At 67.3% G+C, this 20,784-nt stretch carries 15 protein-coding genes; 9 read left to right on the forward strand and 6 right to left on the reverse strand.

Going from position 1 to position 20,784, the window contains the following annotated elements; all coding sequences use genetic code 11:
* Positions 1-9 precede the first annotated feature (9 nt).
* Positions 10-906 carry a transporter gene (locus HMPREF2924_RS29575; RefSeq protein WP_003129806.1) on the reverse strand — a complete coding sequence of 299 codons (897 nt, stop codon included), beginning with the start codon at positions 904-906 and terminating at the stop codon, positions 10-12.
* A 134-nt stretch (positions 907-1,040) separates the two neighbouring features.
* On the reverse strand, positions 1,041-2,018 hold the full coding sequence (locus tag HMPREF2924_RS29580; protein WP_003119304.1) for a helix-turn-helix transcriptional regulator: 978 nt from the start codon (positions 2,016-2,018) through the stop codon (positions 1,041-1,043).
* Between the two features lie 263 nt (positions 2,019-2,281).
* Between HMPREF2924_RS29580 and guaB the strand changes: the two genes are divergently transcribed.
* The 4 genes from guaB to tadA all read left to right on the forward strand — a co-directional run bounded on the left by guaB (position 2,282) and on the right by tadA (position 7,501).
* A complete protein-coding gene (gene guaB, locus HMPREF2924_RS29585) occupies positions 2,282-3,751 on the forward strand; it encodes an IMP dehydrogenase (RefSeq protein WP_070700848.1) in 1,470 nt (489 codons plus the stop codon).
* Between the two features lie 79 nt (positions 3,752-3,830).
* Positions 3,831-5,408: a glutamine-hydrolyzing GMP synthase gene (gene guaA / locus HMPREF2924_RS29590; RefSeq protein WP_003105901.1), complete on the forward strand. Its 1,578-nt coding sequence runs from the start codon at positions 3,831-3,833 to the stop codon at positions 5,406-5,408.
* Between the two features lie 162 nt (positions 5,409-5,570).
* Positions 5,571-6,962 (forward strand): multicopper oxidase family protein, encoded by a 1,392-nt coding sequence (locus tag HMPREF2924_RS29595; protein WP_003129809.1) that lies wholly within the window; start codon positions 5,571-5,573, stop codon positions 6,960-6,962.
* Positions 6,953-7,501, forward strand: coding sequence for a tRNA adenosine(34) deaminase TadA (gene tadA, locus HMPREF2924_RS29600; RefSeq protein ID WP_003129811.1), 549 nt, complete (start codon positions 6,953-6,955; stop codon positions 7,499-7,501). Before HMPREF2924_RS29595 ends, tadA begins: the two co-directional genes overlap by 10 nt.
* A gap of 86 nt (positions 7,502-7,587) precedes the next feature.
* Here the strand turns inward: tadA and HMPREF2924_RS35170 are convergent, their stop codons facing one another.
* A complete protein-coding gene (locus tag HMPREF2924_RS35170) occupies positions 7,588-7,827 on the reverse strand; it encodes a hypothetical protein (protein ID WP_152959661.1) in 240 nt (79 codons plus the stop codon).
* 62 nt (positions 7,828-7,889) lie between these two features.
* Between HMPREF2924_RS35170 and HMPREF2924_RS29605 the strand changes: the two genes are divergently transcribed.
* Entirely contained in the window at positions 7,890-9,146 is a 1,257-nt protein-coding gene (locus HMPREF2924_RS29605; protein ID WP_003092694.1) for an aromatic amino acid transport family protein, read from the forward strand.
* Between the two features lie 125 nt (positions 9,147-9,271).
* A complete protein-coding gene (locus HMPREF2924_RS29610; RefSeq protein ID WP_023094557.1) occupies positions 9,272-9,856 on the forward strand; it encodes a DUF2239 family protein in 585 nt (194 codons plus the stop codon).
* A gap of 13 nt (positions 9,857-9,869) precedes the next feature.
* On the opposite strand, the gene mltF is transcribed toward HMPREF2924_RS29610, so the two are convergent.
* The gene (gene mltF, locus HMPREF2924_RS29615) at positions 9,870-11,342 is read right to left on the reverse strand and encodes a membrane-bound lytic murein transglycosylase MltF (RefSeq protein ID WP_003104806.1); all 1,473 of its coding nucleotides are present in this window, start codon (positions 11,340-11,342) and stop codon (positions 9,870-9,872) included.
* Positions 11,343-11,628: 286 nt separating this feature from the next.
* On the opposite strand from mltF, the gene purL reads away from it, so the two are divergent.
* From purL to HMPREF2924_RS29625, 3 genes are all read left to right on the forward strand, one after another.
* Positions 11,629-15,525: a phosphoribosylformylglycinamidine synthase gene (purL, locus tag HMPREF2924_RS29620; protein WP_003129846.1), complete on the forward strand. Its 3,897-nt coding sequence runs from the start codon at positions 11,629-11,631 to the stop codon at positions 15,523-15,525.
* Between the two features lie 6 nt (positions 15,526-15,531).
* Positions 15,532-15,810 carry a CDGSH iron-sulfur domain-containing protein gene (locus HMPREF2924_RS35175; protein ID WP_071543063.1) on the forward strand — a complete coding sequence of 93 codons (279 nt, stop codon included), beginning with the start codon at positions 15,532-15,534 and terminating at the stop codon, positions 15,808-15,810.
* 179 nt (positions 15,811-15,989) lie between these two features.
* Positions 15,990-16,307, forward strand: a complete 318-nt coding sequence (locus HMPREF2924_RS29625) for a YqfO family protein (protein ID WP_003092679.1) — start codon at positions 15,990-15,992, stop codon at positions 16,305-16,307.
* 201 nt (positions 16,308-16,508) lie between these two features.
* Here the strand turns inward: HMPREF2924_RS29625 and nagE are convergent, their stop codons facing one another.
* Complete coding sequence (gene nagE / locus HMPREF2924_RS29630) at positions 16,509-18,221, reverse strand: N-acetylglucosamine-specific PTS transporter subunit IIBC (protein ID WP_003129847.1); 1,713 nt, start codon at positions 18,219-18,221, stop codon at positions 16,509-16,511.
* Positions 18,222-18,245: 24 nt separating this feature from the next.
* Positions 18,246-20,774: a phosphoenolpyruvate--protein phosphotransferase gene (gene ptsP, locus HMPREF2924_RS29635; protein WP_003129848.1), complete on the reverse strand. Its 2,529-nt coding sequence runs from the start codon at positions 20,772-20,774 to the stop codon at positions 18,246-18,248.
* Positions 20,775-20,784 lie beyond the last annotated feature (10 nt).

Genomic DNA, 20,784 nt, shown 5'->3' on the forward strand with positions numbered 1-20,784 from the left:
TGCGCCTCCTCAGAACACATGGACCAGGCGCAACAGGGCCTGGCTGCCATGGAACGCATTGTCGGTGGCGACGTTGCGCGAGAGACCGAACATCAGGCTGTTGCGCCGGTCCAGCCAGTGGCCTAGCTCGAAGCCGAGTTGGGTGTAGCGCTGGTGGGTGTCGTCGAGGGTATGGCCCTGCAGCTTCAGTTCGCCGCCATCGGCGTGCACCAGTTTGAGGGCGCCGTAGGTGCTCTGGCTGAAGTCGTAGGAGGCGAAGGCCTGCAGGCGATAGAGCGGTTTCTGTTCCAGGTCGCTGCCGAAGTAGTCGTCGTTCTTCGCGTAGAACTGCGCTTCCAGGTTGGCTTCCAGCACCCAGTCGCGGCCGATGCCCTGGGTGTAGTTGTAGACGAAGGTGGCGCCCCAGCGGTTGGCGCCGGGCGAGACATCGGGGTTCTTCGCGTGGTACTCGCCCAGCGGCAGGGTGATCAGGGTCAGCAGGCCGCTGTAGCGGCGCTGTTCCGGGTCGTTGACGAAAAATAGGGTGCCGCCGACCTGGGGATCGCCGAAACCGGTCTCGCCGGTATGCCCGACGCTGCCGGGCAGGCGCGCATCGATGTCGACGAAGGGAATGATGAACTGCGGCGTGCAGAGAGTGCCGCAGATGTCGCTGAAGAACACCTGGCGGTAGGCCACCGCGTTGGTCTTCAGTTCGGCCATGCCGTTGCGATCGGCCGGCCCGTGGAACTCATGGGCGCGGGTCGCCGGCAGGTAGAGCACGCCGAGCGTGGTGCCTGCTGGGGCGCCGAAGAAGTCGCGGGCGTTGAGGTCGGCGGCGCCGGCCTCGGCGCCCAGCAGGAGCTGGATGCCGAGCAGCGTGAGGGCGCTGGCGGTCGGTGCGGCCATCGAGGCGGTGCGGTGGGTCATGTGTCGGTCTCCCCGGTCGTTGTGTGCCCGGCGTTCGTCGCGCCGGTGGTGGTTGCGCCTTTTCGCAGGCGAAAGGGCGCCCATGCCGCCCATGGCGGGGCGGTCGAAGCGGTGATGGCAGGGGTGGAGGGCTGTCAGCCAGGCGGGAACTGGTGCAGCAGGTGGGCGATGCTCGCCTTGTCGTTGACGCCGAGCTTGGAATAGATGGTGCGTATGTGATGGCGCACGGTGTTCGGCGCCAGGCCGAGGTCGCGGGCGATCTGCTTGTAGGTCTTGCCTTCGCTGAACAGCAGGGCGACGTCGCCTTCGCGATTGCTCAACTGTTCGATCGCGCTCGGTTGCCGCGCGGTGAGCAGGTAAAGGTCGCCGACCTGCCGCGAGTCGATCACCAGGCGCGCATCGCGATAGCCCTGCGGGCTGGTTTCCTCCGGCAGCTGCGGACCGGTCCAGCCCGGCCAGGCGCCGAGCAGCAGGTCGACGAAGCCGCGTTCGGCGCAATGCAGCACGCCGTAGCGGTCGCATACCGCCATGGCCAGAGCCTGGCGTTCGAGGGATTCGCGCAGGGCCACCAGGGTACGGATCTGGTTGGCCGAGACGGCCGCGGCCAGGTGCGCCGAGAGTTGCCCGAGGAGCAGCTTCTCCTGGTCCGCGAAGGGCGGGCCGCCAGGCGTGCGATAGAGGGCGACATGGTCGCTGAGGCGGGTGATCGGATCGACGTGGATCACGCAGAGCAGCTCACCGATGTCGTGACGCGCGCCAAGCCAGCGAAGCCCGGCGGTGGCCTGCATGTCGACGGCCACGGCGGTGCCCGGGCGGGCGTGTACCAGGCCGACGGTGATGTCGTCGTGACTGATCGATTTCCAGTCCTCGACATAGTGCTCTTCGAGGTTGAACAGGTGTGCGCTGTGCTCCACCGGCACGCCGTCGATCAGCGCCGCGCGGCCCCACCAGGCACGCTGGAACGGCACCAGTTGCTGCAGACGTTCCAGCGCGGTGCGATGGAAACGCTCCAGGGTCTTGTCGCGCGCCAGCCGGTTGATGTCCAGCACGGCGGCGCCGAACGCCGCGAGCAAGGCTGCGGATGACGAATGCGGGTCAGTGCTCCCTTTCATTCTCTCCCCCGTCCCACTTTTATAGTTCTTGGAATCGGCGTCCCGCCGCCTGGGCGGTCGCTGGGTGACGTACGCAGTATCCGGCCATCCGCCGCCGCGCTGCCATCCTGCAAATGCGGGATAGGACAGGCGGAACGGGGCCTGGCGGGCGCCTTGCAAGATATTTGCCCATTCGCCGTTTTCGGCGATCAACTGCGTTGAGCGGAAGCGCGTGGCTGGGTATAATGTCGCGCTTCCATTTTTCCCGTCTGGGAGCGCCCGCCATGCTGCGAATCAGTCAAGAAGCCCTGACTTTCGACGACGTCCTTCTGATCCCCGGTTATTCCGAAGTCCTGCCCAAGGACGTGAGTTTGAAAACTCGCCTGACCCGCGGCATCGAACTGAACATCCCGCTGGTATCCGCCGCGATGGATACCGTGACCGAAGCCCGCCTGGCCATCGCCATGGCCCAGGAAGGCGGCATCGGCATCATCCACAAGAACATGGGCATCGAGCAGCAGGCCGCGGAAGTCCGCAAGGTCAAGAAGCACGAAACGGCCATCGTCCGCGACCCGGTCACCGTGACCCCCTCGACCAAGATCATCGAACTGCTGCAGATGGCCCGCGAGTACGGCTTCTCCGGTTTCCCGGTGGTGGAGCAGGGCGAGCTGGTCGGTATCGTCACCGGTCGCGACCTGCGGGTGAAGCCGAACGCCGGCGATACCGTCGCCGCGATCATGACCCCGAAGGACAAGCTGGTCACCGCCCGCGAAGGCACCCCGCTGGAAGAGATGAAGGCCAAGCTCTACGAGAACCGCATCGAGAAGATGCTGGTAGTCGACGAGAACTTCTACCTGCGTGGCCTGGTGACCTTCCGTGACATCGAGAAGGCCAAGACCTACCCGCTGGCGTCCAAGGACGAGCAGGGCCGCCTGCGCGTCGGTGCCGCCGTCGGCACCGGCGCCGATACCGGCGAGCGCGTCGCCGCGCTGGTCGCCGCCGGGGTCGACGTGGTGGTGGTGGACACCGCCCACGGCCACTCCAAGGGCGTGATCGAGCGCGTGCGCTGGGTCAAGCAGACCTTCCCGGACGTCCAGGTGATCGGCGGCAACATCGCCACCGCCGAGGCCGCCAAGGCCCTCGCCGAGGCTGGCGCCGACGCGGTCAAGGTCGGCATCGGCCCGGGCTCGATCTGCACCACCCGCATCGTCGCCGGTGTCGGCGTGCCGCAGATCTCCGCCATCGCCAACGTCGCCGCCGCCCTCGAGGGCACCGGCGTACCGCTGATCGCCGACGGCGGCATCCGCTTCTCCGGCGACCTGGCCAAGGCCATGGTCGCCGGCGCCTACTGCGTGATGATGGGCTCGATGTTCGCCGGTACCGAGGAAGCGCCGGGCGAGATCGAGCTGTTCCAGGGCCGTTCCTACAAGTCCTACCGCGGCATGGGTTCGCTGGGCGCCATGTCCGGTTCCCAGGGCTCGTCCGACCGCTACTTCCAGGACGCCTCCGCCGGCGCCGAGAAGCTGGTGCCGGAAGGCATCGAGGGTCGCGTGCCGTACAAGGGTGCCCTGTCCGCCATCGTCCACCAGCTGATGGGCGGCCTGCGCTCCGCCATGGGCTACACCGGCAGCGCCGACATCCAGCAGATGCGCACGCAGCCGCAGTTCGTCCGGATCACCGGCGCGGGCATGGCCGAGTCCCATGTCCACGACGTCCAGATCACCAAGGAAGCCCCCAACTACCGGGTTGGTTGAGGCTGATTGAAATGAGTGCTGCACGGGGCTGTTCGATTCAGCCCCGTGTCGTTTTCGAATTCCGTAGCGAGAGATGGCCATGTCCCAAGACATTCACGCCCACCGTATCCTGATCCTCGATTTCGGCTCCCAGTACACCCAGCTGATCGCCCGCCGCGTGCGCGAGATCGGCGTGTATTGCGAAATCCATCCCTTCGACATGAGCAACGAGGCGATCATCGCCTTCGCGCCGCGCGGCATCATCCTCGCCGGCGGTCCCGAGTCGGTACACGAAGCCGACAGCCCGCGCGCGCCGCAGGCGGTGTTCGACCTGAAGGTGCCGCTGTTCGGCATCTGCTACGGCATGCAGACCATGGCCGAGCAGATGGGCGGCAAGGTGCAGGGCTCCGACCTGCGCGAGTTCGGCTACGCCCGCGTCGACGTGGTCGGCAAGGCGCGCCTGCTGGACGGCATCGAGGACCACGTGGACGACGACGGCGTGCTCGGCCTCGACGTGTGGATGAGCCACGGCGACAAGGTCACCGAGATGCCGGCCGGTTTCCACATCCTGGCCAGCACCCCGAGCTGCCCGATCGCCGCCATGGCCGACGATGCCCGCGCCTACTACGGCGTGCAATTCCACCCGGAAGTCACCCACACCAAGCAGGGCCTGCGCATTCTCTCGCGCTTCGTCCTCGACATCTGTGGTTGCGCCGCGCTGTGGACCCCGTCGAACATCGTCGACGACGCCATCGCCACCGTGCGCGCCCAGGTCGGTTCCTCCAAGGTCCTGCTCGGCCTCTCCGGCGGCGTGGACTCCTCGGTGGTCGCCGCGCTGCTGCACAAGGCCATCGGCGACCAACTGACCTGCGTGTTCGTCGACAACGGCCTGCTGCGCCTGCACGAAGGCGACCAGGTGATGGCCATGTTCGCCGAGAACATGGGCGTGAAGGTGATCCGCGCCAACGCCGAGGACAAGTTCCTCGGCCGCCTGGCCGGCGTCGCCGATCCGGAAGAGAAGCGCAAGATCATCGGCCGCACCTTCATCGAAGTCTTCGACGAAGAAGCCACCAAGCTGCAGGACGTGAAGTTCCTCGCCCAGGGCACCATCTACCCCGACGTGATCGAGTCGGCCGGCGCCAAGACCGGCAAGGCCCACGTGATCAAGTCGCACCACAACGTCGGCGGCCTGCCGGAGGACATGCAGTTCGAACTGGTCGAGCCGCTGCGCGAACTGTTCAAGGACGAAGTGCGCAAGATCGGCCTGGAGCTGGGCCTGCCCTACGACATGGTCTACCGCCACCCGTTCCCCGGCCCGGGCCTGGGCGTGCGCATCCTCGGCGAGGTGAAGAAGGAGTACGCCGACCTGCTGCGCCAGGCCGACCACATCTTCATCGAGGAACTGCGCGCCTTCGACTGGTACCACAAGACCAGCCAGGCGTTCGTGGTGTTCCAGCCGGTGAAATCGGTCGGCGTGGTCGGCGACGGCCGTCGCTACGCCTGGGTCGTCGCCCTGCGCGCGGTGGAGACCATCGACTTCATGACCGCACGCTGGGCTCACCTGCCCTATGAACTGCTGGAGAAGGTCTCGAACCGCATCATCAACGAGATCGCCGGTATCTCCCGGGTCACCTACGACGTGTCGAGCAAGCCGCCGGCGACTATCGAGTGGGAATGATCGGCTCGCGCCGATGAGAGGAAAGGGCAGCTTCGGCTGCCCTTTTCGTTTGCTCCGGATCAGCAAAGAGGCAGTTGCACGGAGCGATGGCTCGCCTTCGCGGCTGGGAAATGAGAAAATCTATCATTTCCCAGCCGCAGTACCCGCGAAGGTGAAGGCTCCATGACATTTACCCGTAGACAAGTGCTCGGCGGCCTCGCCGGGCTGGCGGTGGTCGGCCTCGGCGCCGGCGGCGCGCGCCTCTGGCTGGCGCGTCCGCAGGTGGCGCAGGAGTACGACTACGAACTGATCGCCGCGCCGCTGGACCTGGAGATCGTCCCGGGCTTCAGCAGTCCGGCGCTGGCCTATGGCGGCCAGTGCCCCGGCATGGAGTTGCGGGCGAAGCAGGGCGAGTGGCTGCGGGTGCGCTTCACCAACAGGCTGGACGAACCGACCACCATCCACTGGCACGGCATCCGCCTGCCGATCGAGATGGACGGCGTACCGTACATTTCCCAGCCGCCGGTGCAGCCGGGCGAGAGCTTCATCTACCAGTTCAAGACCCAGGACGCCGGCAGCTATTGGTACCACCCGCACCTGATGAGCAGCGAGCAGCTCGGCCGCGGGCTGGTCGGCCCGCTGATCATCGAGGAGCGCGAACCCACCGGGTTCCGCCACGAGAAGGTTCTCTGCCTGAAGACCTGGCACGTGGACGAGCAGGGCGCCTTCACCCCCTTCAGCGTGCCGCGCCAGGCCGCGCGAGAAGGCACCCGCGGGCGCTATTCGACGATCAACGGCAAGCATGTGCCGACCATCGACCTGCCGGCCGGGCAGATCGTCCGGGTGCGCCTGCTGAACGTCGACAACACCGTCACCTACCGTCTCAACCTGCCCAACGGCGAGGCGAGGATCTATGCCATCGATGGCCATCCGGTGGAACCACGCGGCTTCGAGGGGCAGTACTGGATCGGTCCCGGGATGCGCCTGGAGCTGGCGCTGAAGGTGCCGGAAGCGGGCACCGAGCTGTCCCTGCGCGACGGGCCGGTACGCCTGGCGACGATCCGCAGCGTGGCCAGCGCCGAGGCACCTGCCGGCGACTGGCCGAAGCCGTTGCCGGCGAATCCGGTGAGCGAACCGGACCTGGCCAATGCCGAGAAGATCGGTTTCCGTTTCGAGTGGGTCGGGGCGATGTCCGATACCAGCGGCAAGAATCCCTATCCGTCGTTCTGGCAGATCAACGGCAAGGCCTGGGAAGGCGGCGAGGAGCACAAGCACAACGCGCCGCCGCTGGCCAAGCTCAAGGAAGGCCAGAGCTACATCTTCGAGCTGCGCAACATGGCGCAGTACCAGCACCCGATCCACCTGCATGGGATGGCCTTCAAGGTACTGGATTCGGATCGCCGGGAAATCATCCCGTACTTCACCGACACCTACCTGCTGGGCAAGAACGAGACCGCCCGCGTCGCGCTGGTGGCGGACAATCCGGGCCTGTGGATGTTCCACTGCCATGTCATCGACCATATGGAGACCGGCCTGATGGGGACCATCGCGGTCGGCGAGGCCTGGTGCGGGTGACTAAGCTGATCAGCAACGGCAAGGGCTACCCGACGGTAAAAGGTGTGCGTCCGATCATCGATCGCAGCCGGGACCCGCATTTCATGCGCGAGGCCCTGGCAGAGGCGGAAAAGGCCGCGGCCCTCGGCGAAGTGCCGGTGGGCGCGGTTCTGGTGCGCGAGGGCGAGATCATCGGGCGGGGCTTCAACCGGCCGATCAGCAGCCACGATCCCAGTGCCCACGCCGAAATGCTGGCGATCCGCATGGCAGCGGCGGAGGCGGGCAACTACCGGCTGCCAGGCAGCACCCTGTATGTGACCCTGGAACCCTGCAGCATGTGTTCCGGACTGCTGGTGCACGCACGCATCCAGCGCCTGGTGTACGGCACGGTCGAGCCCAAGTCGGGCGCAGTGGAAAGCCGTGGGCGATTCTTCGAGCAGGAGCATCTCAACCATAGGGTCATGGTCGAGGGCGGCGTGCTGGCGGAAGAATGCAGCCAGGCGCTCTCGGCGTTCTTCCGCGCGCGGCGCGAAGCGGCGAAGAAGTCTCGCGAAGACTGACGGATGTTTCTCTTTTCGAACGCTCCGGCTGAAACGTTAAAGCACGCTATGGCGCCTTCCTCTCCTTCAAAAGCCATCTGCATCAATTATTTATCCGGATATTTCGGACGATCGGCATAGGCGTAAAGTCGTAGTCGCCGCGCGCTTCCTTCGTCGAATTGTGTGATATTTTGCACGGCCGCTTGAGCAAGCGGCCCGCAGGCAATGGCTTCAGGTGAGAGCGAGCCCGCCTGCGGATACCCCCGCCGGACCGCGCAGCCGAAAAGCGCGGCCGGTCCGGAGGCGTCCGCGATTCCCGGCCCTGCATTGTCCTCGAAGAAGGCCATCGGTACGGCGGTCCTGGCCGCCTCCCGCACAATGCCAATTCGAAATGCAGGGAGTTGTTGTCATGAGTGATACCCGGGTCCAGCAGTATCAGGATCACGCCGGGGCGGAAGCCGTCGATTCCTCGGGACTGGAGGTCAAGCGCCTGACGTTCCTCGAGGCGGTGGCGATGATCGTCGGAACCAACATCGGCGCAGGCGTGCTGTCCATGGCCTACGCCAGCCGCAAGGCCGGCTTCATGCCATTGCTGCTCTGGCTGGCGGTGGCCGGCCTGTTCACCACCATTTCCATGCTCTACGTCTCGGAAACCGCCCTGCGCACGCGCACCCACAACCAGTTGAGCGGCCTTGCCCAGCGCTATGTCGGCTCCTTCGGCGCCTGGGCGATCTTCCTGTCCGTGGCGGTCAACAGCATCGGCGCGCTGATCGCCTACATGAGCGGCAGCGGCAAGATCCTCAGCGCCTTCTTCGGCATCAGCCCGGCCCTGGGCAGCGTGCTGTTCTTCATTCCGGCCGCCGGCGTGCTGTACCTGGGACTGAGCGCCATCGGCAAGGGCGAGAAGTTCATCAGCATCGGCATGGTCAGCATGATCCTGATCCTGGTGGCGGCCACCCTGCTCAACGACAATACCGAGTTCGCTCGCCTGCTCGAAGGCGACTGGATCTACATGGTCCCGGTATTCAACATCGCGGTGTTCTGCTTCTCCGCCCAGTACATCGTCCCGGAGATGGCCCGTGGTTTCAGCCACGCCCCGGAGCGCCTGCCGAAGGCGGTGATCACCGGGATGCTGACCACCTTCGTCCTGCTCAGCATCGTGCCGCTCTCGGTGATCGCCCTGACCGGCCTGGAGAACCAGTCCGAAGTCGCCACCCTGGCCTGGGGCAAGGCGCTCGGCGAATGGGCCTTCTTCACCGCCAACACCTTCGCCCTGTGCGCCATGCTGACGTCCTACTGGGGCCTGGGCGGTAGCTTCCTGACCAACATCTTCGACAAGTTCCACAAGCTCGGTCCGGAGAACCGGCCGAAGACCCGCCTGCTGGTGCTGGCGATCGTCGCGCTGCCGCCGTTCGTCCTGGCCTACAGCGGGCTGGTCGGCTTCGTCAACGCGCTGTACTTCGCCGGGGCCTTCAGCGGAGTGATTCTCTCGATCATGCCGATCCTGATGCTGCGCTCGGCGCGCAGGAACGGCGACTTCGAGCCGGCCTGGAAATGCGGCTGGATCGCCCATCCGGCGATCCAGGCGGTGATCGTGACGATCTACCTGGCCAGCGCCGCCTACGCCATTTGCAGCGCCATGAACCTGCTGCCGGCCGGCTGGTAGGTCATCGCTGCCGGAAGAGGCCGCCATAGGGCGGCCTTTTTCATGGGATTTATTTTATCCGGATAATATTGTCGCTCTATTTATATCCGGGTATTATTCGGGCGTTCCATCCATGGGAGCCTGTCATGGCCAATGATCCATACGTCCAGTCCTTCACCTGCTTCGACGGCACGCGCCGGCTGCTGACGGCGGCGCTGCCGGAGGTCGCGCTGGCCTTGAAGCAAGCGGTCGCCGGCGGTGCTGCCGGGCCGCTGCTGGTGTTCGACAATGCCACTGGGCGCTCCGTCGATCTCGATATCCGCGGTTCCAGCGAGGACCTGCTGGCGCGCCTGGTCGGCGCAGGCGAGCGGCAACCGGCGGAGGAGGCCGCGCCGCGCGGGCGCGGGCGGCCGAAGCTGGGCGTGGTGGCGCGCGAGGTGACCTTGTTGCCGCGCCACTGGGAATGGCTCGCCGCGCAGCCCGGGGGCGCCTCGGTGGCGCTGCGCAAGCTGGTCGAGGAGGCGCGCCGCAGCCAGTCCGGGCGTGCGCGGCAGGCGCAGGAGCGCGCCTACCATTTCATGAATGCGATGGCCGGCGACCTGCCGGGCTTCGAGGAGGCGACGCGGGCGCTGTTCGCCGGGGATCGCGAGGGCTTCGCCGAGCGGATCGCCGGCTGGCCGACCGATGTGCGCGAGCACGCCGCCTGGCTGGCAAGCGACGGAGAATCCTGAGGGGAGGGGGCGGCTAGAGTTTCTCGTCGCCGCTGTCTTCTTCCGGGCGCGTCTTGTTCACGCCGGGCAGGTGCAACCCGCTCTCGGCGATCTGGCTGCCTTCCATCTGCGGCTGGGTCACCCAGGTGAGGATGTCGTAGTAGCGCCGCACGTTCTGTACGAAGTGCACGGTCTCGCCGCCGCGCGCATAGCCGTAGCGGGTCTTGGCGTACCACTGCTTCTGCGCCAGGCGCGGCAGCATCTTCTTCACGTCCAGCCACTTGTTCGGGTTGAGGCCTTCCTTCTCGGCCATCTTGCGCGCGTCTTCCAGGTGCGCGCCGCCGATGTTGTAGGCGGCCAGGGCGAACCAGCTGCGGTCCGGTTCCTTGATGCTCTCGGGCAGTTCGCTGCGGATCTGCACGAAATACTTGCTGCCGCCCTGGATGCTCTGCTTCGGGTCGAGCCGGTTGGACACCCCCATCGCCTGGGCGGTCCGGTTGGTCAGCATCATCAGGCCGCGCACGCCGGTCTTGGAGGTGGCGCCGGGCTGCCACAGCGATTCCTGGTAGCCGATGGCGGCGAGCAGGCGCCAGTCGGTATCCAACTGCTTGCCGCTCTGCTTGAAGTGGCTTTCGTAGCGCGGCAGGCGTTGCTGCAGGTGCTGGGCGAAGGTGTAGGCGCCGACGTAGCCGAGTACGTCGACATGCCCGTAGTAACGGTCCTTCAGGCGTTGCAGCAGGCCTTCCTTCTTGGCCTGGTCGAGGAACGCGTTGACCTCGTTCATCAGGCTGTCGTCGTCGCCCCCCGGCAAGGCCCAGGCCAGCCCGCGAGCTTCGCCGAAATCGAAGGCGACGCGGACGTTGGGGAAGTACACCTGGTTCATCGCCAGTTCGTTGGAGTCGACCAGGGTCAGGTCGATGTCGCCGACGTCGACCATGCGTAACAGGTCGACCACTTCGACAGCATCGGATTCTTCGTACTTCAGTTCGGGATACTGCTTCTTCAGCTCGGCGAGCTGCTCCGCGTGGCTGCTGCCCTTGAGCACCATGATGCGCTTGCCGACCAGGTCTTCCGGGCGGGTCGGGCGCTGCTGGCCGTTGCGGTAGATGATTTGCGGGGTGACGTCGAGGTAGGTGTGCGAGTAGCGCACGCTGGCGTCGTCTTCGCGTCCCGGGGTCAGGCCGGCCGCGGCGAGAGCCGGGCCGCCCTCGCGGGAAAGCTGGGCATAGAGGTCGTCGAGGTTGTCGGCGGTCTCGATCTTCAGCTCGACGCCGAGACGCTCGGCGAAGCGCTTGGCCAGTTCGTATTCGAAGCCGGTTTCGCCGTTGCGGTCCTGGAAGTAGGTGGCCGGGCTGTTGCGGGTGATCACGCGCAGTACGCCCTCCTTCTGCACGCGCTCCAGGGCGGTAGGGGCTTTCGCCTCGCTACAGCCCGCAAGCAGCAGAAAGATGCCGGTCGCCAACAGCCAGGCGGCGCAACGTAAGCGGTACGCGGTCAGGGCAAACATCGGCGCAGTATACGCAAAGGCGAGACGGCGCCATATCTCGACAGCCGGGACCTTCTCTGCTAGCGCCGGGATACCGTTCGTCCGCCGTTTCGCTTGCCCCGTCGCAGAGCGCTGCGGCGCCGTTCTCGAAGTGCTTCGAAGCGGGCCGCCGCGGATCCGATGGAGGGCTATGCGATAGCCATCGGCGCGGGTGCCGCCGGACGGTGCTTTACGGTAGAATGCACGGCCTCTGCGGGCCGGCCCGGCCGGCCCCCACACCTTCCCGTCTCCAGAGGCTGTTCCGACAATGCTGATCCTGCGCGGCGCTCCCGCCCTTTCCGCTTTCCGCCACGGCAAACTGCTCGAGCAACTGACCCAGCACGTACCTGCCGTTACCGGGCTGTACGCTGAGTTCGCGCATTTCGCCGACGTCACCGGCGCGCTCACCGCCGACGAGGAGCAGGTGCTGGCGCGGCTGCTGAAATACGGCCCGAGCGTGCCGGTGCAGGAGCCCAGCGGCCGGCTGTTCCTGGTGGTGCCGCGCTTCGGCACCATCTCGCCGTGGTCGAGCAAGGCCTCCGACATCGCCCGCAACTGCGGCCTGGCGAAGATCGACCGGCTGGAGCGCGGCATTGCCTACTATGTGCAGGGCGAACTGTCCGAGAGCGACGCCCAGCAGGTCGCCGCCCGCCTGCATGACCGCATGACCCAACTGGTGCTGGACCGCCTGGAAGGCGCCGCCGAGCTGTTCAGCCATGCGCAGCCCCGCCCGCTCACCGCCGTCGACGTGCTTGGCGGCGGTCGCGCCGCGCTGGAGAAGGCCAACGTCGAGCTGGGCCTGGCCCTGGCCGAGGACGAGATCGACTACCTGCTGAAGAGCTTCGGCGAACTGGGGCGCAACCCGCACGACGTCGAGCTGATGATGTTCGCCCAGGCCAACTCCGAGCATTGCCGGCACAAGATCTTCAATGCCAGTTGGGACATCGACGGGCAGGCCCAGGACAAGAGCCTGTTCGGCATGATCAAGAACACCTACGAGATGAACCGCGAAGGCGTGCTGTCCGCATACAAGGACAACGCCGCGGTCATCGTCGGCCATGTCGCCGGGCGTTTCTTCCCCGATCCGCAGACCCGCGAATACGCCGCCAGCCGCGAGCCGGTGCAGATCCTGATGAAGGTGGAGACCCACAACCACCCGACCGCCATCGCGCCGTTCCCCGGTGCCTCCACCGGTTCCGGCGGCGAGATCCGCGACGAGGGCGCCACCGGCCGCGGCGCCAAGCCGAAGGCCGGCCTGACCGGCTTCACCGTGTCCAACCTGCAGATCCCCGGTTTCGAGCAGCCCTGGGAAGTGCCCTACGGCAAGCCCGAGCGCATCGTCACCGCGCTGGACATCATGGTCGAGGGCCCGCTGGGCGGCGCCGCGTTCAACAACGAGTTCGGCCGTCCGGCGCTGACCGGCTACTTCCGTACCTTCGAGCAGAAGATCGCTACCCCTCACGGCGAGGAAGTGCGCGGCTACCACAAGCCGATCATGCTCGCCGGCGGCATGGGCAACATTCGCGACGAACACGTGCAGAAGGGCGAGATCAGCGTCGGCGCCAAGCTCATCGTCCTTGGCGGCCCGGCCATGCTGATCGGCCTGGGCGGCGGCGCCGCCTCTTCGATGGCCACCGGCGCCAGCTCCGCCGACCTCGACTTCGCCTCGGTGCAGCGCGACAACCCGGAAATGGAGCGACGTTGCCAGGAAGTGATCGACCGCTGCTGGCAGCTCGGCGAGCGCAACCCGATCAGCTTCATCCATGACGTCGGTGCCGGCGGCCTGTCCAACGCCCTGCCGGAACTGATCAACGACGGCGGCCGCGGCGGTCGCTTCGAGCTGCGTGCGGTGCCCAACGACGAGCCGGGCATGAGCCCGCTGGAAATCTGGTGCAACGAGTCGCAGGAGCGCTACGTGCTGTCGGTGGATGCCGCCGACTTCGAGACCTTCAAGGCCATCTGCGAGCGCGAGCGCTGCCCGTTCGCGGTGGTCGGCGAGGCCATCGAGCAGCGCCAGCTGACCGTCGCCGACAGCCATTTCGACAACAAGCCGGTGGACATGCCGCTGGAAGTCCTGCTCGGCAAGGCGCCGCGCATGCACCGCGCGGTCACCCGCGAGGCCGAGCTGGGTGACGATTTCGACGCCGCCGGGCTGGAGCTGCAGGAAAGCGTCGAGCGCGTCCTGCGCCATCCCGCCGTGGCCAGCAAGAGCTTCCTGATCACCATCGGCGACCGCACCATCACCGGGCTGGTGGCCCGCGACCAGATGGTCGGGCCCTGGCAGGTGCCGGTGGCCGACTGCGCCGTCACCGCCACCAGCTTCGACGTCTACACCGGCGAGGCCATGGCGATGGGCGAGCGCACCCCGCTGGCGCTGCTGGACGCCCCGGCTTCCGGACGCATGGCCATCGGCGAGACGGTCACCAACCTGGCTGCCGCGCGTATCGGCAAGCTGTCCGACATCAAGCTTTCCGCCAACTGGATGGCCGCCGCCGGCCACCCCGGCGAGGACGCGCGCCTGTATGACACGGTCAAGGCCGTGGGCATGGAACTGTGCCCGGAACTGGGCATCACCATCCCGGTGGGCAAGGACTCGATGTCCATGAAGACCCGCTGGCAGGACAATGGCGAGGACAAGAGCGTCACTTCTCCGGTCTCGCTGATCGTCACCGGCTTCGCTCCGGTCGCCGACGTGCGCCAGAGCCTGACCCCGCAACTGCGCCTGGACAAGGGCGAGACCGACCTGATCCTGATCGATCTCGGTCGCGGCAAGAACCGTCTCGGCGGCTCGATCCTGGCCCAGGTCCACGGCAAGCTCGGCCGCGCCGTGCCGGACGTCGACGACGCCGAGGACCTGAAAGCCTTCTTCGCGGTGATCCAGGGGCTCAATGCCGACGGCCATATCCTCGCCTACCACGACCGTTCCGACGGCGGCCTGATCACCAGCGTGCTGGAGATGGCCTTCGCCGGTCACTGCGGCGTCGAGCTGAACCTCGATGCCCTGGCCGATAGCCGCGAAGAGCTGGCGGCCGTGTTGTTCAGCGAGGAACTGGGCGCGGTGATCCAGGTTCGCGAGGGCGCCACTCCGGAAGTCCTCGCGCAGTTCAGCGCCGCCGGTCTCGACGACTGCGTGGCGGTGATCGGCCAGCCGGTCAACGGCTACGAGATCAACCTGAACTACAACGGCGAGACCGTCTACAGCGCCCAGCGCCGCATCCTGCAACGCATCTGGAGCGAGACCAGCTACCAGATCCAGCGTCTGCGCGACAACGCCGACTGCGCCGAGCAGGAGTTCGACGCGCTGCTGGACGAAGACAACCCCGGGCTGACGATCAAGCTCAGCTACGACGTCAACGACGACATCGCCGCGCCCTACATCAAGAAGGGCGTGCGGCCGAAAGTGGCGATCCTCCGCGAGCAGGGCGTCAACGGCCAGGTGGAGATGGCCGCGGCGTTCGACCGCGCCGGCTTCGCCGCGATCGACGTGCACATGAGCGACATCCTCGCCGGGCGGGTCGACCTGGACGCCTTCAAGGGCCTGGTGGCCTGCGGTGGCTTCTCCTACGGCGACGTGCTCGGCGCCGGCGAGGGCTGGGCCAAGTCGATCCTCTTCAACGCCCGCGCCCGCGACGGCTTCCAGGCCTTCTTCGCGCGCAAGGACAGCTTCGCCCTCGGCGTCTGCAACGGCTGCCAGATGATGTCCAACCTGCACGAGCTGATTCCCGGTACCGAGTTCTGGCCGCACTTCGTGCGCAACCGTTCCGAGCAGTTCGAGGCGCGGGTGGCGATGGTCCAGGTGCAGGAGTCGTCGTCGATCTTCCTGCAGGGCATGGCCGGTTCGCGCCTGCCGATCGCCATCGCCCATGGCGAAGGCCATGCGGAGTTCGAGTCGGAGGAAGCGTTGCTCGAGGCCGACCTTTCCGGCTGCGTGTCGCTGCGTTTCGTCGACAACCACGGCAAGGTCACCGAAGCCTACCCGGCCAACCCCAACGGGTCGCCGCGCGGCATCACCGGGCTGAGCAGCCGCGACGGCCGGGTCACCATCATGATGCCGCACCCCGAGCGGGTGTTCCGCGCCGTGCAGAATTCCTGGCGCCCGGACGACTGGCAGGAAGACGGCGGCTGGCTGCGCATGTTCCGCAACGCCCGGGTCTGGGTGGACTGATCCGGCATGGCGGGCGATGCGGACTCCAGCTCGTCGCCCGACCTTCTTCCCGAGGTTCGCCGGGTCTCTCCCGGCAACACCTTGCGGCTCTGTACCTGCGGGGCTTCGGCTTCGCTTCCCGACTGTCCCGCCGACTGCCGCAACGGCCTGACGCTCCACGCGACCCGCGAGCGCCTGTTGCTGTTGTGCCGCTGCGGGTGCTCTGCCGACCTGCCGTATTGCGACGGTAGCCATGCGCCTTCCGCCTCCGGGCTGAAGGCCAGGTGGCGGCGTTTCCGCGGCTGAACGTAAATCTGTGAACGCCCGCACGAAGGTGTTGTGACGGGCGAACAAATGTTGCGCTTATCTGTCGTAAAGACAGCGTCAAATATTCATCATGTCAAGGCAAAGTGCCATTATTTGGCGTCGGCAGTCGCACAACCACCGACCGCCTCGTGCAGCATTCGATTCGTGCGGAGAAAACGATGTACAAGCTGTGTTTCTATGTGCCTGAGAGCCATCTGGATGTCGTCAAGCAAGCGGTGTTTGCCGCGGGTGGCGGGCGCATCGGGGCGTACGACAGTTGCTGCTGGCAGTCCCTTGGCCAGGGCCAGTTCCGGCCCCTGGACGGTAGCCAACCCTACCTGGGCCAGGTCGGCCAGGTCGAGCACGTGGCGGAGTGGAAAGTGGAGCTGGTGGTGGCCGACGAGCTCATCCACGCCAGCGTCAAGGCGTTGAAGGCGGCGCATCCCTATGAGACCCCGGCCTACGAAGTCTGGCGCCTGACCGACATGGTCTTCTGAGTTTTCCTCGCACAAGCAAGAAGGGCGGCCAGTGGCCGCCCTTTTCGTTATCCGCCTCACGGGGAGAGTCCGACCCGGGGCTGTGGCGTGGCGCGAACAACCGCCTCGCGATTATCGAACCCGAGCGTGGGAGCTGTGGCGTAGGGCGAATAACCGCTGGGCGGTTATCCGCCGATTGGCCGAGGTCCAGCCCTCCTGCCGTCAGCGCCGCAGCAGCGGTTGCAGGGCCTGGCTCAAGGCCGCGGCGCGGGGGCCCACCAGGATATGGCAGATGCCGCCGGCGAGGGAACTGACGCCCTGTCCGCCGAGACGACGCAGTTGCTCGGTGGCCAGCTTGCGTTCGTCCGCCACGCTGACCCGCAGGCGGGTCAGTGCGACGTCCCGTACCTCGCGCAGGTTGCCGGCGCCGCCGAGGGCGCCGAGCCAGGCCTGGGCTTCGGCGGCGTCAACGGTGGCCTGCATCGACACCACCTCTTCGGCTGCGTTTGGACTGCCCAGCGGCGGTACGGCTTCGCCCGGTTGCGTATCGAAGGGCAGGGCGCGGCGGATCTCGTCGGCGATGCTGTCGGCCTGTGGGCCGACCACCACCTGCAGGCTGCCGGCCTTGCCCGGGCGTACCACGGCCATCGCACCGAGGGCCTTGAGCTGGGCGTCCGAGGCCTTGTCGCGGTCGACCAGGCGCAGACGCAGGCGCGTGGTGCAGGCGTCCACCACTTCGAGGTTGGCTGCGCCACCCAGGGCGCGGATGAATGCCGGGGCGCGCTCGGCTTCGGTGTTGTCGCCCGATTCACTGCTCGCGTCGTCTTCGCGGCCCGGGGTCTTCAGGTTGAAGCGGCGGATGCAGAAGTCGAACACCAGGTAATAGATGCCGGCATAGAGCAGGCCCAGCGGCCAGAGCATCCAGCCGTGGGTGGAACGGCCCCAGCCCAGGGCGAGGTCGATGGCGCCACCGGAGAAGGTGAAGCCGAGGCGGATGTCGAGCAGGTCGGTGAGGGCCATGGACAGGCCGGTGAGCAGCGCATGCAGCAGGTAGAGCAGCGGCGCGAGGAACATGAAGGCGAACTCCACCGGCTCGGTGACGCCGGTGAGGAAGGCGGTCAAGGCCATCGACAGGAGCAGCCCGCCGATCAGCTTGCGCCGCTCCGGACGGGCGTTGCGGTACATCGCCAGGCAGGCGGCGGGCAGGCCGAACATCATCACCGGGAACATCCCGGCCATGAACTGGCCGCCCTTCGGGTCGCCGGCGAAATAGCGCGCCAGGTCGCCGGTGACGACGCGCCCGGTTTCCGGGTCGGTGAAGCTACCGAAGACGAACCACACCAGGTTGTTGAGGATGTGGTGCAACCCGGTGACGATCAGCAGGCGGTTCAGCACGCCGAAGGCGAAGGCGCCGAAGCTGCCGCTTTCCAGCATGAGTTGGCCGAGGCCGTTGATACCCTGTTGCAGCGGTGGCCAGATCGCCCCGAACAGCAGGCCCAGGCAGACCGCGCTGATCCCGGTGGCGATCGGCACGAAGCGGCGGCCGCCGAAAAACGCCAGGTATTCCGGCAGCTTCACGTCCTTGAAGCGGTTATACAGGGCGCCAGCCACCAGGCCGCTGATGATGCCGGAGAGTACGCCCATGTCGATGCCCGGATCGATCACCTTGAGCACCGAGATCATCACCAGGTAGCCGATGGCGCCGGCCAGGCCGGCGGTGCCGTTGTTGTCGCGAGCGAAACCGACGGCGATGCCGATGGCGAAGATCAGCGCCAGGTTGGCGAAGATCGCCTTGCCGGCGTCGTGGACCAGCGGAATGTCGAGCAGGTCGACGTCGCCCAGGCGCAGCAGCAGGCCGGCGATCGGCAGGATCGCGATCGGCAGCATCAGGGCGCGGCCCAGGCGTTGCAGGCTTTCGATCAGGAACGGGGGCATGGCGGTGGTCTCCGATTGTTCTTGTCAGGCCAGTGGCCAGTGTTGCAGGCAGGCGTCGCGCACCGCCCGGGCGCTGCCCAGGTCCAGTAGCGCCTGGGCGTGGCGGCGGCATTCAGCGGCGTCGAGCTGGCGCACCCGGGTCTTGATCTCGCCGACCAGGTTCGGCCCGACGGACAATTCCTCGACCCCGAGGCCGACCAGTACCGGTGTCGCCAGCGGGTCCGAGGCCAGCGCACCGCAGACGCCGACCCAGCGGCCGTGGCGGGCTGCTCCGGCGCAGGTCTGGGCGATCAGTCGCAGCAGCGCCGGGTGGAGGGCGTCGATGCGGTCGGCCAGGCCGGCGTGGCAACGGTCCATGGCCAGGGCGTACTGCGACAGGTCGTTGGTGCCGATGGAGAGGAAGTCGGCGTGTTCGGCCAGTTGATCGGCGAGCAGGGCGGCGGAGGGCACCTCGATCATCACCCCGAGTTCGGGCAGGCGCTCGATCCCCAACTGCGTGGCCAGCTCGCCGAGGCGGCCACGGATGGCGCGCAGTTCATCGACCTCGCTGACCATCGGCAGCAGTATCCGGCAGCGTTCCAGTGGTTCGACCCTCAGCAGCGCGCGCAACTGCTGGTCGAGCAGCTCCGGGCGCGCCTGGCCGAGGCGGATGCCGCGCAGGCCCAGTGCTGGGTTTTCTTCCACCGGCAGCGGCAGGTAGTCGAGGTGCTTGTCGCCGCCGACATCGATGGTGCGGATGATCACCTTGCGCTGGCCCATGGCGTCCAGGACCTCCTGGTAGGCGTTGCGCTGCTCCTCTTCGTCGGGCGCGGCGCGGCGCTCGAGAAAGAGAAACTCGGTGCGTAGCAGGCCGACCCCGTCGGCACCGTTGGCGAAGGCTTCGGCGGCCTCGCGCGGCGAGGCGACGTTGGCGCCGATCTCGATGCGCCGGCCGTCGCGGGTGAGCGCCTCGCGCTGCGCATCGGCCTGCTGGCGGCGGCGTTGTTCCTCGCGCTGCGCCACTTGCAAGGCGACCTGCTCCAGGCGTCGAGCGTCTGGGCTGAGTTCCAGCCGGCCCTGGCCGGCGTCCAGCACCACCTGCCGGCCTTCCTCCAGCTCCAGCAGCCCGGCGCCGAGCGCCACCAGGCACGGCAGGCCCTTGCTGCGGGCGAGGATGGCCACGTGGGAGGTGGCGCCGCCTTCGGCCATGCACAGGCCAGCCGCGCCGGCATCCACCAGCGGCGCGAGGTCGGAGGGAGTGATCTCCCGGGCGGCGACGATGGCGCCAGCAGGCACCCGCAATGGCGCGGTGTCGCCGAGCAGTACCCGCAGCACGCGTTTTTCCAGGTCGCGCAGGTCGTTGGCGCGCTCGGCCAGCAGCAGGTTGCCCAGCGCCTGGAGAATCTCGCACTGGGCCTGGATCGCCCGGTGCCAGGCGTGGGCGGCGCCGACGCCCTGGTCGATCAGCATGTCGGCGGCGTCCAGCAGACCCGGGTCTTCCAGCAGCGCGAGATGCGCGGAAAAGATCGCCGCTTCGTTCTCGTCGCCGCCGAGCCTGGCCTGCTGCAGGCTCCCCTGTACGTCGTCGCGCACCCGTTGCAGGGCCTGGTCCAGGGCGAGGTGCTGTTCCTCGGGACGATGCCGGCCGTCATCCGCCGGCAGGCTGATGGCGCCGAGCCGCGCCAGGGGACCGCTGGCCAGGCCGGGCGAAGCGCAGACGCCGGCCAGGGTACCGGCGACAGCCGCAGGTCGCGCCGGCTCGCCCGGGGCGATGGCGCGCGGGGCATCCTTCGGAGCCCCCGCGGTGGCGCTGGCGAGGGCCGCGAGCAGGGCGCCGAGGGCCGCCTCGCTGTCTTCGCCGCGACAGATCACCTCTACCTCGTCCTGTTCGGCGACCCCCAGGCCCATGATGCCGACCAGGCTGTCGACGCTGGCCACCTGCCCGGCGAAGTGCAGTTCGGCCTGGCTGGAAAAGCCCTGCGCGGTCTTGCGTAGCAGCGCTGCCGGGCGTGCGTGCAGACCGCCATGATGGGCGACCCGCGCCCGCCCGCGGACCTGGCGCTGCGCGGAGCCTTCGCCAGGCGCGGGATTGGCCGGACGTTGCTCGGCCTTCTCCGGACTCAGTTGCAGGAGCGGCGCGCCGACCTCCACCGGGTTGGTGGTCAGCGGGCGTACCTGGAAGCCGTCGCCGTTGGTCAGGATCATCACCGTGATCAGACTGCGGCTGCCGCGGGCGACGCGGTCCAGGTCGAAGCGCAGCAGCGGCTGGCCCTCGATCACCCGCGCACCTTCCTCGACCAGCGCCTCGAAGCCTTCGCCTTGCAGCTGTACGGTGTCGAGGCCGACGTGCAGCAGCAGCTCGGCACCGTTGTCGGCGCGCAGGCTGAGCGCGTGGCGGGTTCGCGCCAAGTGGCTGACCAGCCCGGCGCAGGGCGCGTGCAGGCAATCGTTGAGCGGGTCGATGGCGATGCCTTCGCCCAGGGTGCCGCTGGAAAACACCGGGTCGGGTACTCGGTTGAGCGGCATCACGGGGCCGCTCAGGGGCGCTTTGAGGGCGAGATTCTTGTTGTTCATGGGCGCGCGC

The organism is Pseudomonas sp. HMSC063H08 (assembly GCF_001813645.1).
GTDB classification, from domain to species: Bacteria; Pseudomonadota; Gammaproteobacteria; order Pseudomonadales; family Pseudomonadaceae; genus Pseudomonas; species Pseudomonas aeruginosa.

Bases quoted from the DNA above. Each gene is read 5' to 3' on its own strand.
- HMPREF2924_RS29575 (WP_003129806.1), bottom strand. From the start codon at position 906: ATGACCCACCGCACCGCCTCGATGGCCGCACCGACCGCCAGCGCCCTC.
- HMPREF2924_RS29595 (WP_003129809.1), top strand. From the start codon at position 5,571: ATGACATTTACCCGTAGACAAGTGCTCGGCGGCCTCGCCGGGCTGGCG.
- ptsP (WP_003129848.1), bottom strand. From the start codon at position 20,774: ATGAACAACAAGAATCTCGCCCTCAAAGCGCCCCTGAGCGGCCCCGTG.
- mltF (WP_003104806.1), bottom strand. From the start codon at position 11,342: ATGTTTGCCCTGACCGCGTACCGCTTACGTTGCGCCGCCTGGCTGTTG.
- HMPREF2924_RS35170 (WP_152959661.1), bottom strand. From the start codon at position 7,827: ATGGCCTTCTTCGAGGACAATGCAGGGCCGGGAATCGCGGACGCCTCC.
- purL (WP_003129846.1), top strand. From the start codon at position 11,629: ATGCTGATCCTGCGCGGCGCTCCCGCCCTTTCCGCTTTCCGCCACGGC.
- nagE (WP_003129847.1), bottom strand. From the start codon at position 18,221: ATGCCCCCGTTCCTGATCGAAAGCCTGCAACGCCTGGGCCGCGCCCTG.
- HMPREF2924_RS29610 (WP_023094557.1), top strand. From the start codon at position 9,272: ATGGCCAATGATCCATACGTCCAGTCCTTCACCTGCTTCGACGGCACG.
- HMPREF2924_RS29580 (WP_003119304.1), bottom strand. From the start codon at position 2,018: ATGAAAGGGAGCACTGACCCGCATTCGTCATCCGCAGCCTTGCTCGCG.
- guaB (WP_070700848.1), top strand. From the start codon at position 2,282: ATGCTGCGAATCAGTCAAGAAGCCCTGACTTTCGACGACGTCCTTCTG.
- HMPREF2924_RS35175 (WP_071543063.1), top strand. From the start codon at position 15,532: ATGGCGGGCGATGCGGACTCCAGCTCGTCGCCCGACCTTCTTCCCGAG.
- HMPREF2924_RS29625 (WP_003092679.1), top strand. From the start codon at position 15,990: ATGTACAAGCTGTGTTTCTATGTGCCTGAGAGCCATCTGGATGTCGTC.
- guaA (WP_003105901.1), top strand. From the start codon at position 3,831: ATGTCCCAAGACATTCACGCCCACCGTATCCTGATCCTCGATTTCGGC.
- HMPREF2924_RS29605 (WP_003092694.1), top strand. From the start codon at position 7,890: ATGAGTGATACCCGGGTCCAGCAGTATCAGGATCACGCCGGGGCGGAA.